This is a genomic window from Bacillus sp. BML-BC051 (genome assembly GCF_019656175.1).
GTDB classification, from domain to species: domain Bacteria; phylum Bacillota; class Bacilli; order Bacillales; family Bacillaceae_G; genus Bacillus_A; species Bacillus_A mobilis.
In genome coordinates, this window is sequence record NZ_BPLI01000074.1 from 22142 (window position 1) to 37895 (window position 15754).

A 15754-nucleotide genomic window follows, 5' to 3' on the forward strand; every position below is an offset into this window, starting at 1 on the left:
TTGAAGCTTATGCTTTGAGGGGATTTTTTTGTTTTATGACTAACGTTGACAAGAAATTATAATTACATATGTTCAAAGTGGGCAAAACGTTATTGTAAAAAATGCTAGGATTGCTCCTAGCATTTCGTGAGGGGTATTGCACGGGAATTTAGATAATAAGCAGACACACTTGCTTATTTCAAATGTAGTATATAACGTTTTCAAGGAGAAAAGTAAGGAATATAGCAATCTTTATATATGTTTAACGAAGGTGTTAATTATATGACAAATAATAAGGAGAGGAAAAGCGATAAAAAAGGTGTATAGGATGTGAAAGGTAAGATGATAGTGTTGCTACAAAAATAAAGGACAGTACATATTGTATATGACGACTATGTACTGTCCTGATTATTCTTTTTGGATTACGAGAAATTGTCTCCTGTCTTACTATAAATTTCATAGGCGAAATAACCAAATAAATAGCCTATTCCGGCCCCTAAACTAAATGAAAGCAGGGAGAATTCCGGGAAAAACATACCGAAAATCAAACCGATCATACAGCCAACAAGCATTCCCATAGGTATGAGACTATCTAATAAATTTTGAGCTTTTTGGGATTTTTTCTTACCTAATTTTCCGTTCTTATATTTATGTTCCAATCTTTTTATTACAAATACTACAATTCCCCCGACTAGTATAACAGGCCAAATTGCCGAAATGAACCACATGTGAAAATCTCCTTTCACCTTTTAATATAATTGTACCAAAAAATTACAATTATAGACTGCTAAACGTACTATCTAGTCTATTTAAAAGGTCAATGCAAAAGACTTCTTCTTTTGCATTTAATAACTCGTCAAAAACACTTTCCGATACGATAAACTTAACTAAATCTATACAATTCAATCAAATTTACACAAGTTAGTGCTTCAAAGTGTTCTCGCAACCCCGAAGGGACGAGGGGTACAACACTCCACACGAGGCAGTATCGTTACCTCCTATTATCAAGCAATTATTTTACCCATCTTGATAAATTTATCGAAGCATTCAAATCTCTATCGTGATGGCTATTGCATGAAGCACAACACCACTCCCGTATTTTTAAACTCCACTGTCCTTCTGGTTGAACTGAATGGTCGTATTTTACTCCGCAACATGAGCAAATCTTGCTTGAGGCGAACCATTTATCAGCTTTTACATACGCAATGCCATACTTCTGGCACTTGTATGATAAACATTGAAAGAAGAAGTGTAATTTTTGAAATAAAAATGCTTTCGATAGTTTTTTGTTTTTTAACAGGTTTGAGATAGGTAAGTCTTCCACAACAATCCTCATTGGTTTGGTTTTCACCAATTTAGCTGTCGCTTGATGGATATGGTTATTTCGGATATTCATAATTTCCCTAGATAACCGCAGGTGCTCAGTTTTCGCTTTTTCATATCCGGCAGATTGAATTTTTACACCTTTTTTAAATCTCCTAGACATATCTCTTTGTGCTGACTTTTTCCTTTTCAAAAGTTTTTTAACCTTGGCATCTTTGTTTATATTTCGTTCTTTCATACCATTAGAAGCTACCAACAGCTCTTTTAAACCAACATCCACACCAATCGACTCATCGGTTAGTTCTTGTAATTCAAAGTCTTCTTGGAATCCTACACTAATCCACCAGTGACGACCGTCAAATGTAGCTCTTGGATTGGATGGTTTTTTGTTTCTTGGTAGTTGTTGGCTTGTTTTCACTTCTCCAATAGACTGGATATGAACTACTTTCTTTCCTATAATCAGTCTTTCATAATTAGCATAAAATCCTTGGATTAAATCTTTTTTGGATTTATAAGAAGTGTGATAACCATTTTTGTACTTTTTGAACGAATGTTTCCTCGCCGTATCAAAATCTTTTGAAGCCTGTTTAAGAACTTGTGCATTAATGTCTTTTAACCACTCATATCTCTTTCGCTTCTTGATCTTTGTAAATCGTTTCTGTAAAGCTAACTGTGAAACAGATTTTCCAAATAGCTTATAGTATCTATCGCTCATTCTTTTACAATAGTTATAAGCGAATCTTGCAGCGCCAGCATGGTTTCTAAGCACTTTTTCTTGTTCAGGCGTTGGAATTAGTCTAACTTTCTTCGCCAATATCATCAGAATGTAACTCCTTTAATGAAAGATTTGTTCTTCTGAATCGTAGCGTGTTCCACCAGCATTCTCCTGAGACTACTCGGATGCAAACCTGTTAATTCTGATACTTGACTAACTCGTAAAAATTTCATTATTATTCTTACCTCATCAAACTCACAATAGCACATACGTTCGATAAATTCAATGAGGTTGGATAGATTTAATTAAATGTATCTCGTTCAACTAAGGGCGCAATTCCTTAGCCAGTTCTCTTATGAACTTCTCATGTTTTCACATGAGCGCAGACTATATGTTTATCTCTTTAGAGATAGAGGATTTTTCCACCACCATAGGCTTGTGATGTACTCTCGTCAGTTATACGAGATAGTCGTTGAACGTTCATCTTATCACTTTTGACTTAGATGATTCGAGGCGGAAGACCCATTGTTCTAGTGTTTAGGATTTAACCTTGCACGATCTGATTGATTTTTTCTGCTTTCGCAACATTCACGCTCGCCATTTCTAGCCACGTTGTAGTTCAATCAGCTTTAGGGATTGCCCGCAGTTAACCCTCACTACTAGCCAATCACTTGACTAGCAGGGCTTACTGATATATTTAATTAACTTTCGTTATAATTGGTTAAATAAATCGTAACAGTTAGTTACCCTTTCGTTTTCTCAGCAGACTGCACGACATCAACTGCCGCTTTCACATCCGCTAAGTCATACGTAGAATGGACTTTCATAAAACGTAATTGCTTATTTTCTACTAAGCGAATTAAGTGACGAAACGTTTCTTGCCATTTATATGGTGACACTTCTTTATTCCAATGTCGTAAATGAAATATGTTCGCGTGCACTTTTGCTTTCGTGACAATCTCTGCCCAGTTTACTTGTATTCCTGATAGAAGACCGATCGTTAAAAAGTGCCCGTTTGGACGTAAGGAGAAAGCTAATGCATTTCCATCTGGTCCTCCGATAGAGTCAATCGCAGCATCCGCACCAATCCCGTTTGTTAATTCCATAACGGTTTCATAAAGCGGGGCAGTGGAAGTATCAATTACATATGCAGCACCAAGGCGCAGTAACTCTTCTGTATGCTTATTATTTCTTGTAACAGCAATTAATCGGAAGTTTAAAATTTGTGATAACTGCGCAAATAGATGTCCAATAGCGGATCCACAAGCATTCACTAATAAAACGTCATTACTTTGTAAGTTTAACGTTTCTGTACAAGTAACCCACGCCGTAAGAGGATTAATATACATTTGTGCCGCTGTGAAATCATCAATAGAATCCGGAATAGGGACTACAAAATCAGCTGACGTCTTCACATACTCCTGCCAAGTACCTTCTCCGCGTAACGGTAAAACACGTTTACCAATAAGGTCTCTAGTAACGCCCGCGCCAAAATCTTGCACAATACCGACACCTTCATAACCAGGTATGTTAGGTAACGGAATTCTATGAGCGTACGCTCCGGTAATGGGAATTAAGTCAGATGGATTAATCGGTCTAACTAACATACGGACTAAAACTTCATTCTCTTTTAATGGTTCTATATTTTTATATTCAACTTGTAATACATCTTTTGGGTTACCAAACTTGTGAAATTGAATGTGTTTTCCGTGCAAGATAAAAGTGCCCCCTTAGTTTGATTGGGTTTATTATAGCATTTTTGGTTGGAGTGATTATTTTGTTATCAAAAAATAAAAGGGAACAGAAATTCGTCGTTTATCTACTTGGTAAAATCGATTTCTCCTGAATACATAGTAATATAAGAAAAAACGCTCTTGTGAGCGTCTTTTTCTAACTTGAGATAGATGTATCGTTATTGTTCTACTAGGTTACATAGTTCTCGTATAAAGTTTTCTCACACAAATGATCTGTGTATCAATTTGTTTTTGATATACAGATCATTTGTATGATAATTATTATAGATAATTGCTGAATGATAACCTTACATGAATGCTTTTAAAAGTTCTTGAACTAATGGAATTACTCCACCTACAAATTTTAAAACTGCCATTGCGATTTCCATATGAGTGCCTCCTTTCTTTATGGTAAGATGCAATAAATCTTTATACGCTTATTATAGTAAGCGCTTACAATTATATCAATGCATTTCGATATGCAATATTTCATATTTATATTCTGTAATGGGGATGGAAAAAAGCTCCACTAATTAAAGTTTCACTTTATCAAAATGTAAGCTGCATCTTGTATAATATAATGATGGAGGTCGAATATGAAAAAAATGAATTCAAATATAGATGTGGATACAAATGTATTGGAAGCGGTATTTATTCCAAGAAGGTTTATTGTTTTATGGATTACACTCGTATATATAGCTTCAATGCTTTTAGAATTTCGTAATAATATTCTCTCAATAGATAGTTTCTTTTTTACAATAGTCATTGTTATTCATACTATTTTTCATTGGTATGCGAGTTCATTAAAAAATAGGCAATTGTTGTATTTCTTTTTTGTACAACTCTTCATTGTGTTTCTTGCTGCATTTATTGTACCAAATGGTTCAATAGCTATTTTTGTTGGATTAACCCCTATTTTAATTGCTCAAAGTTTATATGTTTATAACAATATATTTAAAGTAATGGCAGTTTTTACTCTCATGTATGCCATATTTTGTATTGCGATTAGTATGAATTATGGTGTGAATAAAGTAGCTATTCTTATCTCTATGTTCCTTTTAGTACTAGCAATTATTATTCCTTTTTCTTATATTAATAAGCAGCAATATGATGCACGTAATCGTATACAGAGCTACATTCAAGAGTTAGAGTCTGCATATATGAGAGTAGAAGAATTGACATTAGCTAATGAAAGGCAGCGAATGGCAAGGGATTTACATGATACGTTAGCGCAAGGTGTAGCGAGCTTAATTATGCAATTGGAAGCAATAGATGCCCATATGCAAAAAGGGAATATAGAACGATCTCAAGAGATTATGAAACAAACTATGATAAGAGCGAGACAAACTTTACATGATGCAAGGTTGGTTATTGATGATTTGCGTCATACTACCAATTCATTTAATAAAGCAGTAGAGGAAGAAGTTCAACGTTTTTCTGAGGCTACGTCTATACAAGTGAGATTTACTATTCAAAGCCCACCGCATATTTCAAGCTTAGTAAAGGAACATTGTTTATATGTAATTAGTGAATGTTTAACGAATATCGCAAAACATTCGCAGGCAACAGATGTAAATTTAAAAGTTGAATATATCGATAACCCTGAAAAACTTACTATTGAAGTTCAAGATAATGGAATGGGATTTGACACTGGATCTATCGGTAAGAATCCTGGACATTACGGCTTAATTGGCTTAAATGAGCGAGTTCGATTGATTAATGGAGAAATACATATATTGAGTGAAAAGATGAAGGGTACGAAAGTGTGTATTCAAGTACCTATCAATAATGAAGGAGATAAACATGAAGTATAACGTATTAATTGTGGATGATCATTTCGTTGTAAGAGAAGGTCTGAAATTAATAATAGAAACGAGTGATTCATTTCAAATTATAGGTGAGGCTGCAAATGGAGAAGAAGCCCTTTCTTTCATAGAAAAAAAGAAACCTGATGTTATTTTAATGGATTTAAATATGCCTAAAATGAGTGGTCTAGAAACAATTGAAGCTTTAAATAAAAAACAAAATCATACGCCGATTATTATATTAACTACTTATAACGAAGACGAATTAATGTTAAAGGGAATTGAGTTAGGAGCAAAAGGATATTTGCTAAAAGATACGGATCGTGAGAATTTGTTTCGAACATTGGAAGCGGCTATTCGAGGTGAGATTTTACTACAACCCAATGTTATGGAAAAAATAGTGAATTATAAAAGGAAAGAAGTATATGCTGATAAGGTTGAAGAAAATAACTTAACAGAAAAAGAATTGTTTGTGTTGAAAGCTATTGCGCGTGGAAATAAGAATAAAGAAATTGCATTCGATATGGGAATAGCTGAGCGAACAGTAAAAGCGTATTTAACAAATATATACAATAAATTAGGTGTTAATTCAAGGTCAGAAGCAGTAGCTGTATCTATTGAAAGGAAGTTAATTCATTTTTAAAACATTATATATGCCCAATCGTACATTATAGGCTTGCCCTTTTGTACGATTTTTTTATTATTTTCTCATGTTATGCTTTAGAAAGTATGAGAGATTTAAGAACGCTCTAATTGCATTACACAGACGTTTTTAATATGGGAAAGGAAGAAGAATAATTAAATGGCAACTTTGTTTTTAATTTCTGTAGTAATTTTCTTTATTTGGCTGCAAAGAAAACAAACAAAATTAAACTGGATACATATTATTACTTTTCTCATGATGATAGGGATTATTACTTATACGGCGCCGCAACCAGTGACTAGAGATTTACAAGCAGAGTTATTGGCAGTTACGATTTTTTCTTTCGCTATTGGTGTTTGGCAAGGTGGAGGAATTACAGTTTGTAATGAGGATGGAATTTTATATATTACAAATGGAAAACAGTATTCCATTTCATGGATTCTTTTAATAATCGGCAACATAATTATTATTAACACATTTGAAGGCGAATTTACATTTAATGGATCGTGGATTATTTTGTGTAGCGTTGCCATTGCATCTGGGGTGAAAAACAGTATTCTATGTATTCTGTACAAATTAACAGTGCGAAATTGAATGGAAAAAGGATATTTTTTTATATTAATATAGAAATTATTACTGTAAGTTCATCAAAAGATTGTAGACGATAAAAACAGAAAAGAAGAATGGGGGAGTTAGCGTAGATGTTTCTACCTATTACTACATTTGATAGGTTTATTTGGCTGGGGAATGTTGCTTCCTCTTCAGAAAAGATTAACAGGAATCTGGCGTTTTCGAGGGCTGAAGAAAGTAATGTTAATTTGTGTAAAAAGAAATGTATAGGTTCAATTAATAATATGCATCAAAAAATAACGATAGCTTCTGTGGAATATGGTCATAATTTTGTGTTGGGTCGTGCAGAACCTCATTCAACAATTGTCATAACAAGTGGTGATATGTATGTTGGAAGCGGACGGGTTAATAAGTATGGGGAATTTAAAGTATGTACGAATGATTATCTAGAAAGAGATTTGGTAATAGAGATGCAGTTGATAAGGGGTGGTTTTTATCAAGAGAGTATAACGGTAAAGATAGCACGTTAAGATAGGATTATTTCTATTCTTCCACTATATAAAAAGGAAGCAACCGTAGTTGCTTCCTACATCAATTAAGCCGAAGCTTTCTTCATTCTCTCAAGTAAACTAGATAACACATGCGTACGATATGATTCTAGTTTTTTACCTTCGTAAGTACGAATACCTAATTTTTTAAGTTCTTTTACATACCAACCTTTGCTTCCGAAATACATGTGATCTCTCCCCTTCAACTTTGTTTTTTATTTGTTCTGATTGTACTTGGAGGTACAGGTAATATAATGAAGGAAATGAATTTCGCGCGAAAATGGTTAACTTTGTTGCAAAAGACATATATACTAAGGATAGTATATAACGAGGTGGGCAAGACGTGATTATAGAGAAGCACGAAATTCAAATTGACCAAATTACGAGCGGTAAAGTGAATATCTTTACTTTCTACAGAAATAGAAAGCAAATTGATGATCATTTTTTACGATTGCAAGAACCATCGCTTACAGCAAACTACTTCTTCCATTTTCATTTTGATGCAGAGAGCTTGCATCTACTGCAGGAAGAGTTTCCAAGCGTATATCCGTACAACGATAGTGAAACGATTCACGACTGGACGGAAAAGATGAAAGCAGAATTGCAACATCAGATCCAAACAGGAAAATGGAATAAGCGCGTACGTATCGGTAATCGCATTCTAGATGTGGTGTTTACGTGGTGTGACGAAGATATAGTAGAGTGAAAAAGAAGCGGATGACGCTTCTTTTTTTAGCGCTGGAATAAAACGAGCTTACCTGCAGAAGATGTGCAGCGATGTGTTTTTTCATACAATCCTTTTTCTTGTAAAATAGATTCACCTTTTGCTTTCGCTTCTTTTTCAGTTGCCGCCTCGAATGATTCGTCTAATGCTTTTGAACCATCTTTTTCAAAGACTGTTAGAACGTATACTCCCATGAAAATTCCCTCCAATGATAAAAATCAGAATCTTATAACTATTTTGGCATAAATCACTAGAATATGCAAAGAAATATATGACATTGCGTGGTAAAATAAAGTGAAACTTTAATCTTCGGGGAGTCTTTTCATCCCCGAAGATTATTAGCCTTCACCAATCGGGTATTTATGGGCAGTTAACCCTCAGATTAGCTTCTTTGTCTACTGCCCGTTAATACGGGGTAAAGGGGAAGTTTTATGGGCACTAGATTTACTATTCGTAGTAAAGTACGGAAAAAGAAAGGATCGTTATTTGTGAAACAAGTGAAGTTTATACATGCGGCTGATTTGCATTTGGATAGTCCGTTTAAAGGGATGGAAATGAATGTACCGCAGTCTGTTTGGGAGAGAATGAAGCAGAGTACGTTTGAATCGTTCGAGCGTATTGTTGATAAAGCGATTCAAGAGCGCGTTGATTTCGTATTACTAGCCGGGGATTTGTATGATGCGGAGACGAGAAGTTTGAGAGCGCAAGTGTTTGTGCGCGAGCAAATGAAGAGACTTTCGCAGTACGATATCCCTGTTTTTATTATTCACGGTAACCACGATCATTTAGGGGGAAGCTGGGCAGCAATTGAGTTTCCGGAAAATGTTCATGTGTTTACGGAGCCTTATGTAGAAGAGAAATCATTTTATAAAAATGGTGAGCTAGTAGCTTCTATTTACGGGTTTAGTTATTTGCAGCAAGCGGTAACGGATAATATGACAGCGCAGTATACGAAAATGAGTGATGCGCCTTTTCATATTGGTATGCTTCACGGAAGTGTGGAAGGAGATGCAGAGCATAATCGCTATGCACCGTTTCAAATTCGTGAGCTAAAAGAAAAGCAGTTTGATTATTGGGCTCTTGGCCATATACATAAACGTGAAATTTTATCAGAAGAGCCATGCATTATTTATCCAGGAAACATACAAGGACGTCATCGTAAGGAAACGGGCGAAAAGGGTGCGTATCTTATTGAACTCACGAAACAAGGAACGCAATGTTCATTTTTCCATACGGCAGATGTTGTGTGGGATGAGATAGAAGTGAATATTGATGGACTGGAAACTGTCGATGAACTTATGACTGTGATATCAAGTGCGATGAATGAATGCCGAAGAGAAGAGGAAGGAACGCTTTTAACTGTCGTATTTACAGGGCAGGGACCAATTTCTCCTTATTTACGTGATGAAAAGCGCGTAGAAGAGATTTTTCATATTTTAGCATCTGGCGAAGAGCGAAAAGATTTCGTATATGCGATGAAGTGGAAAAATGAGACGGTTTCTTTTGCGGAAATCGAGCGTTTGAAAGAAGAAAATCATTTCGTCGGTAGTGTGCTAAAGGAGTTAGAAGCTTTCACCAATATGGACGGTGTGTTGCGCACGATTTGGACATCTCCTGTAGCGCGTAATAGTATTGAATCTTTTACAGAAGAAGAGAAGAAAGAGATTCAAAAGGAAGCGGAAAATATTATTTTAGAGCAATTATTCCAGCAAGAGAGGGATAAGAAATGAGAATTGAAAAACTCCATATTTATGGGTACGGAAAATTAGAAAATGTGGAAATGGATCTGTCAATGCTGACGGTGCTGTACGGTGAGAATGAAGCGGGGAAATCAACAATTCGCTCATTTATGAAAAGTATTTTATTCGGTTTTCCGACGAGAGGACAGCGCCGTTATGAGCCGAAAGAAGGCGGCAAGTATGGCGGTGCGATGACTGTGCAAACAGAGAAGTACGGTCGTTTGAAAATTGAAAGATTGCCAAAGACGGCAGCTGGCGAGGTGACCGTTTATTTTGAAGACGGAAAAACGGGCGGCGAAGAAATTTTACACGACATATTAAGCGGGATGAATGAAAGTTTATTTGAATCTGTCTTTTCATTTGATATGCACGGCCTTCAAAATATTCATCAGCTCGGCGAAGCGGATATTGGTAATTATTTATTTTCAGCAAGCGCAGTCGGAAGCGATGCATTATTACAGCTAGATAAAAAGCTAGAAAAAGAAATGGATCAGCGCTTTAAGCCGAGTGGGCGTAAACCAGAAATTAACGTGTCACTGCAAGAAATGAAGAAGCTTGAAGAGAAGATGAAAGAATGGCAAGGGAAAATTGGCACGTATGAAAAACAGGTTGAGCAGTTAAAAGAAAGTGAAGAGAAGCTAGCTACTGTTCGCGTTGAAAAAGAGAATGCAGAAAAGCGAAAGCAAGATTATGAAATATTAGCAGCGCTAGAGCCTCTCGTTATTGAAAAGCGTGCGCATGAGAAAGTGTTAGAAAACGAGAGCGGGCAATTTCCTGTAAACGGGATGGCGCGCTATGAAGCGATTAAGGCGAAGATGGAGCCGCTTCAATTACAAGTTGATTCGCTCCATAAAAAAATAGAGAATGTGCAATCGGAAATGGAATCGATTCAAATAGATGAAGCGTTTTTGCAAAAAGAAAGTTATGTAGAAGAACTTCGTATGCAGCATATGTCTTATGAAAATGCACGACAAGAAATGCGCGATATGACAGGAACGATTACGAATATAAAAGAAGAGCTGGCAGAACTAGAGCAACAAATTGGTGCTACTTTTGAAAAAGAAACAGTTCTTTCGTTTGATATGAGTTTGGCAACGAAAGAGTTAATTACGCAAGCAGTGCAAAAAGCACGTGAATTAGAAACGCAAAAAGCACAGCTCGATGATCGTTTTAAAGTAGCGCAAGAGCAGTTAGAAGAACAAGAAGAAAATATAAGACAGATTAAGCAACAAATGTTAGCGGATGAAGAGCGAAATGTGTTAGCTGAGAAAGAGAAGTCGTTCCAAGATGCGGCGTTTATCGGTATGGGCGCAGAGAGAATGAAGCGCAAGTATGAGGAAAAAGCAGGAGCGGCTATGCAAAAGAAAAAACAGTGGCAAAGAGTTTGTCTTCTGTTACTTCTTATTAACACAGTCGTTTTATTCACAAGCTTATTTATAGACTACCGCCCGCTCTTATTTATTAGTGTCATTATTTTTGTAGCGATTGTTCTTGCACTTGTTTTATATAAAGATCCGTCAAGCGGGTTACAAGAAGAACTGCTTACTCTTCAGCAAAGTGCTGGCGGGAGACAAAGTGAAGAAGCGATGTCTGTGCGCTATGAGTTAGAAAAAGATGAAGAGATTCGGAAGTTATTTGAGCGTGAGTCTTATAAGTTGCAGCAAATAGAGCGAGCGTATGATAAAGTCGTTTCATCCTATGAGGAATGGGAGCGAGAAACGTTCCGCATTAGCGAACAAGTAAATGTGTATAAAATGCGCTATACGTTCCCTGAATTTTATACGTATGCGCACATATTACCGGCGTTTGAGCGTATGGAAAAAATGCAGCAATTATATCGTGATTTAGAGAAGAAAAGTGAGCGCAAATCTTCATTATATGAAATGATTTCGCATTTTGAACATAAACTAGAAACTGTTATCGGTAGTGCGGAGTATAGTAAGCTGCACGAGGCACAAATCCGTATGCAAAATGAGAAAGAAAAACGCCAAACTTGTAAGCAGCTAAAAGAGAAGCTTGCGGAATGGCAAGAAGAATATGCGTTCATGCAAGAGCAATTGAAACAACTGTTAGTAGAACGAGATGGATTATGGCATATCGCACATTCTACAGATGAAGAGATGTTTTTAGAAGCAGGTAAACTAGCCGAAAAACGTGAAGATGCTGAGAAGCAAGTAGGGCGTTTATTACCGCAAATTGATCTGTTAGAACAGCGTTTAACGAGTTTATCATTAGCTGAACATTATGAAGCTGACGGTTATGATGAAAAATTAAAGCAAGAAATGACAACTGCGCAAAACTGTCTTACGAAGGAAAAAGAACTGACAGAGCGTATTGCGAAACATCGTATGGAAATTGCGAATTTAGAAGAAGGAAGTACGTACGGTGATTTACTACACGAATGGGAAATGAAAAAAGCGCAAGTGCGTGAACAAGTGAAGAAGTGGGCTGCGTATGCGGCCGCAAAGACAGTGTTAACGAAAACGAAGCAATATTATCACGAAGTACATCTTCCTCGTATTTTACAAAAGTCAGAAGAGTATTTTGTGTATTTAACAGGCGGACGATATAGTAAAATTTTTTCACCGTCAGAGGCAGAGCCGTTCATTGTCGAGCGTAACGACGGTATGCGTTTTTACAGTCATGAACTAAGTCAAGCGACAGCGGAGCAGTTATATTTATCGTTGCGATTTGCGTTAGCGAAAACATTTGAGCATGATTATCCGTTCATTATTGATGATAGTTTCGTGCATTTTGATGCGGTAAGGACAAATCGCACGATTGAACTTATAAAGGAAATTGCGAAAGATAGGCAAGTCATCTTCTTTACATGCCATGCGCATTTACTAACGTATTTTACAGAAAAACAGATTGTAAAATTAGTGCGTAAGCGTAAAGAAAATGAGTTGTAGTGTGCTATACTAAAAGTAACTGATATGGTGGAGGAATTCGAATGAAAAAGAAAATTGCAGAATATGAAGTTGGTGAACAAGTCGATGTTTTCTTGTTAATTAAAACAGCGACAAAAGGTCTAGCAAGCAATGGAAAGCCGTTTTTAACAGTAATCTTACAAGATCCAAGTGGAGATATTGAAGCGAAGCTATGGGACGTATCACCAGAAGTTGAGAAACAATATGTAGCGGAAACAATCGTTAAAGTAGCTGGTGACATTCTAAACTACAAAGGACGTATTCAATTACGTGTGAAACAGATTCGTGTTGCGAATGAAAATGAAGTAACAGACATCTCAGACTTCGTAGAAAAAGCACCAGTGAAAAAAGAAGATATGGTCGAGAAAATTACGCAATACATATTTGAAATGAGAAACCCGAACATTCAACGTCTAACGAGACATTTATTAAATAAGCATCAAAACGAATTTTTAGAATATCCAGCAGCGACAAAGAACCATCACGAGTTCGTATCTGGACTAGCTTATCACGTCGTATCGATGCTTGATTTAGCGAAAGCTATCTCAAATCTATACCCATCATTAGATAAAGACTTACTTTATGCAGGCGTTATTTTACACGACCTTGGTAAAGTAATTGAATTATCTGGCCCAATTTCTACAACGTACACGTTAGAAGGAAATTTACTAGGCCACATTTCTATTATGGTGAACGAAATTGGTAAAGCAGCAGACGAGCTGAACATCGATGCAGAAGAAGTATTAATTCTGCAACACATCGTCCTTTCTCACCACGGAAAAGCAGAATGGGGTAGCCCAAAACCACCATTAGTAAAAGAAGCAGAAATTCTGCACTACATCGATAACTTAGATGCAAAAATGAACATGATGGACCGTGCATTAGGACGCACAAAACCAGGCGAATACACAGAGCGTGTCTTTGCACTTGATAATCGTTCGTTCTATAAACCGACGTTCCATAATTAATAATGTGAATCAAATGGCCTCATTAAGTGTTAATACGCTTAGTGGGGCTGTTGTATAATGATAATAAAGTTATTGAATTTTGATTATTAAAAAGCTAAGAGCCTTACTACATTCTACGTAGCAAGGCTCTTTAAAGTTGTTTCAAATTACATCCATCTGTTCGTTCAAGTGTAACTATTCGTAATTATTTGATATTATACAGGTGAATAGAAAGATAAATTAAAATTTAGTTTCGTAGTTGTAAAAGGAGGTTATTTATATTATTCTCTTATAATTTTCCAAAAAGGAGAGTTTATGAAAAAGATTATTGTTTTTGTATTAACGATATTTATATTATTCTCAGGATTTGCAACACAAAGTTATGCGTTGTCAGATTCGCAATCTGCGGCAATACAAGCGTTGCTAGATGATGCCTGTCGTATATCAGGTGTGCCGGGAATGTCAATCTCAATACTTGCTGATGATGAAGTGTTCTACTTTTCTTCAGGGTATGCAGACCGTGAAAAGGGGTTGTCTGCAAGTGAAAATACACTCTATGAGTTAGCCTCGGTCAGTAAAGCTTTTACCGGTATGGGTATTATGCTATTGGAAGAGCAAGGGCTGCTTTCAATGACTGACCCTGTCCAAAAATATTTACCTTGGTTTACATTAAAGTATCAAGGGAAACCTGTTGATATGCAAAGTCTTACACTAAATAACTTTCTTCACCATACCAGTGGTCTAACAAATATTAGGCATCTTCAAAATATTCCACAAGGCAATACACCGGATATGTTGCAAAAGACTGTGGAAATGCTCGTTGATGCTGAATTGGCGTTCCCTCCCGGTGAACAGTATAACTATGGAACCGTTAATTATGACGTATTGGGTTTGGTTATTGAGATTGTGTCGCGACAAAGCTATGAAGACTTTATGAAGGAACAGGTATTTCAGCCGTTAGGTCTTCACCAGACATATGTTTATAAAGAAGATGCTCAAGCCACTGGACAGTTGGCACAGGGCTACCGTTCTTCCTTTTTTATGACAACTCCATTTAAAGCTCCGGATTATGCTGGGAATAAACCCGCAGGCTACATCATTTCTAATACAAAAGATATGGCGCGTTGGATGGGCATACAGATGGGGATCGTGCAGGACATACCCGAAATATTTCACATGGTTATCGAAAAATCACATAGGGGTGATATGTCTGTTTCGGCTGTCAACGGTATGTATTATGCGGCAGGCTGGTCCGTAAACGCCGAACAAACGATTATAGAACACACTGGGGGCAATCCAAATTTCAGAACCGAAGTAGTCATACTGCCAAATGAACGAACAGCCGTCTCCTTGCTGAGCAACGGTGCAAATACCAATACAAACATGGTACTAAAAGTTAAAGATATATTAGAAGGCAATCTAACTCAGTCATATGAAATAAGCGGCACACAGCTTTTGGATATCATTTTGTCGTCTATCACAATTATTCTTTTCCTATTGGCTGTTTTGCTATTTCTCTTAGGATTACGCAGAAGGAGAACGAATGAGCGGCAGCCAATGACAAAAAAGAGAATAACCGTAACAGTTATTTTCCTGACCGCTACGATTGCCCTGGGTATACTGTGCTGTGCTTTCGATTGGTCAACGATACTTATGTGGCAAACATATAGTGTTCTTACAGCTTTGATTTCGTCAGCATTATTAACAGCAAGCATTACATGGTTTGTGTACACTCACCGATAAAATACCTCGCTCCTAAGATAAGCATAATGTTAAGTCATTAAATTTCAATTTATCCCGCTTTAATGGGCAGTAAGACCCCCAACTCAAAATTCAGCGAAAGCAAAGAATTTAGGTGGGGGTCCGGCTGCCCATTAAAGCCCGATTGGTTAAAGTTTCACTTTATTGAAAATGAAATAAAATAGTTAAGAAGTACGCATGGGTGTAACGAAGAACTAATAAAACATATCTTGCCACTAGAATGGGAGTATATCGACTTTTTAGTTGAGTACCGTCAGCAGTTCAGAAAAAATATGCTAAGTAAAAAATACAATAAACTGTCCATATGGGCAGCTTAGTTAGTCGGGTAAGCGGGGGG

Annotated in this window: 14 protein-coding genes and 1 pseudogene; 9 read left to right on the plus strand and 6 right to left on the minus strand. The window is 36.6% G+C overall.

The genetic code is table 11. From position 1 onward, the window contains the following. Window positions 1–401: 401 nt before the first annotated feature. From K5S59_RS24645 to K5S59_RS30495, 4 genes and pseudogenes are all read right to left on the minus strand, one after another. Complete coding sequence (locus K5S59_RS24645) at window positions 402–707, minus strand: hypothetical protein (protein ID WP_000264241.1); 306 nt, start codon at window positions 705–707, stop codon at window positions 402–404. A gap of 284 nt (window positions 708–991) precedes the next feature. Then, a complete protein-coding gene (locus K5S59_RS24650; protein WP_120449619.1) occupies window positions 992–2122 on the minus strand; it encodes an RNA-guided endonuclease InsQ/TnpB family protein in 1131 nt (376 codons plus the stop codon). Between the two features lie 638 nt (window positions 2123–2760). Next, window positions 2761–3732: a zinc-dependent alcohol dehydrogenase family protein gene (locus K5S59_RS24655; RefSeq protein ID WP_120449621.1), complete on the minus strand. Its 972-nt coding sequence runs from the start codon at window positions 3730–3732 to the stop codon at window positions 2761–2763. A 326-nt stretch (window positions 3733–4058) separates the two neighbouring features. Continuing rightward, window positions 4059–4243 (minus strand): annotated as a pseudogene (locus K5S59_RS30495) (hypothetical protein). A 103-nt stretch (window positions 4244–4346) separates the two neighbouring features. Here K5S59_RS30495 and K5S59_RS24660 point away from each other — a divergent pair. The 4 genes from K5S59_RS24660 (at window position 4347) to K5S59_RS24675 (ending at window position 7298) form a co-directional block, all read left to right on the plus strand. Further along, complete coding sequence (locus K5S59_RS24660; RefSeq protein ID WP_000738692.1) at window positions 4347–5564, plus strand: sensor histidine kinase; 1218 nt, start codon at window positions 4347–4349, stop codon at window positions 5562–5564. Continuing rightward, window positions 5554–6198 (plus strand): response regulator, encoded by a 645-nt coding sequence (locus tag K5S59_RS24665; protein WP_120449623.1) that lies wholly within the window; start codon window positions 5554–5556, stop codon window positions 6196–6198. Before K5S59_RS24660 ends, K5S59_RS24665 begins: the two co-directional genes overlap by 11 nt. 159 nt (window positions 6199–6357) lie before the next feature. Next, window positions 6358–6792: a hypothetical protein gene (locus K5S59_RS24670; RefSeq protein WP_000212317.1), complete on the plus strand. Its 435-nt coding sequence runs from the start codon at window positions 6358–6360 to the stop codon at window positions 6790–6792. Between the two features lie 107 nt (window positions 6793–6899). Continuing rightward, window positions 6900–7298: a hypothetical protein gene (locus K5S59_RS24675; protein WP_098258315.1), complete on the plus strand. Its 399-nt coding sequence runs from the start codon at window positions 6900–6902 to the stop codon at window positions 7296–7298. Between the two features lie 65 nt (window positions 7299–7363). Here the strand turns inward: K5S59_RS24675 and K5S59_RS24680 are convergent, their stop codons facing one another. Further along, the gene (locus K5S59_RS24680) at window positions 7364–7504 is read right to left on the minus strand and encodes a YflJ family protein (protein WP_000273536.1); all 141 of its coding nucleotides are present in this window, start codon (window positions 7502–7504) and stop codon (window positions 7364–7366) included. 155 nt (window positions 7505–7659) lie between these two features. Here K5S59_RS24680 and K5S59_RS24685 point away from each other — a divergent pair, with 155 nt between their 5' ends. Continuing rightward, window positions 7660–8022 (plus strand): hypothetical protein, encoded by a 363-nt coding sequence (locus K5S59_RS24685; RefSeq protein WP_120449627.1) that lies wholly within the window; start codon window positions 7660–7662, stop codon window positions 8020–8022. A 26-nt stretch (window positions 8023–8048) separates the two neighbouring features. Here K5S59_RS24685 and K5S59_RS24690 read toward each other — a convergent pair whose 3' ends face one another. Continuing rightward, window positions 8049–8234, minus strand: coding sequence for a YhzD family protein (locus tag K5S59_RS24690; protein WP_000539551.1), 186 nt, complete (start codon window positions 8232–8234; stop codon window positions 8049–8051). 294 nt (window positions 8235–8528) lie between these two features. Here K5S59_RS24690 and K5S59_RS24695 point away from each other — a divergent pair, with 294 nt between their 5' ends. The 4 genes from K5S59_RS24695 (at window position 8529) to K5S59_RS24710 (ending at window position 15399) form a co-directional block, all read left to right on the plus strand. Continuing rightward, window positions 8529–9770: a metallophosphoesterase family protein gene (locus K5S59_RS24695; RefSeq protein ID WP_120451079.1), complete on the plus strand. Its 1242-nt coding sequence runs from the start codon at window positions 8529–8531 to the stop codon at window positions 9768–9770. Next, window positions 9767–12691 carry an ATP-binding protein gene (locus K5S59_RS24700; protein ID WP_120449629.1) on the plus strand — a complete coding sequence of 975 codons (2925 nt, stop codon included), beginning with the start codon at window positions 9767–9769 and terminating at the stop codon, window positions 12689–12691. Before K5S59_RS24695 ends, K5S59_RS24700 begins: the two co-directional genes overlap by 4 nt. Window positions 12692–12732: 41 nt before the next feature. Further along, entirely contained in the window at window positions 12733–13677 is a 945-nt protein-coding gene (gene yhaM, locus K5S59_RS24705) for a 3'-5' exoribonuclease YhaM (RefSeq protein WP_000726650.1), read from the plus strand. Window positions 13678–13971: 294 nt separating this feature from the next. Further along, on the plus strand, window positions 13972–15399 hold the full coding sequence (locus K5S59_RS24710) for a serine hydrolase domain-containing protein (RefSeq protein ID WP_060489176.1): 1428 nt from the start codon (window positions 13972–13974) through the stop codon (window positions 15397–15399). The last annotated feature ends 355 nt before the right edge of the window (window positions 15400–15754 follow it).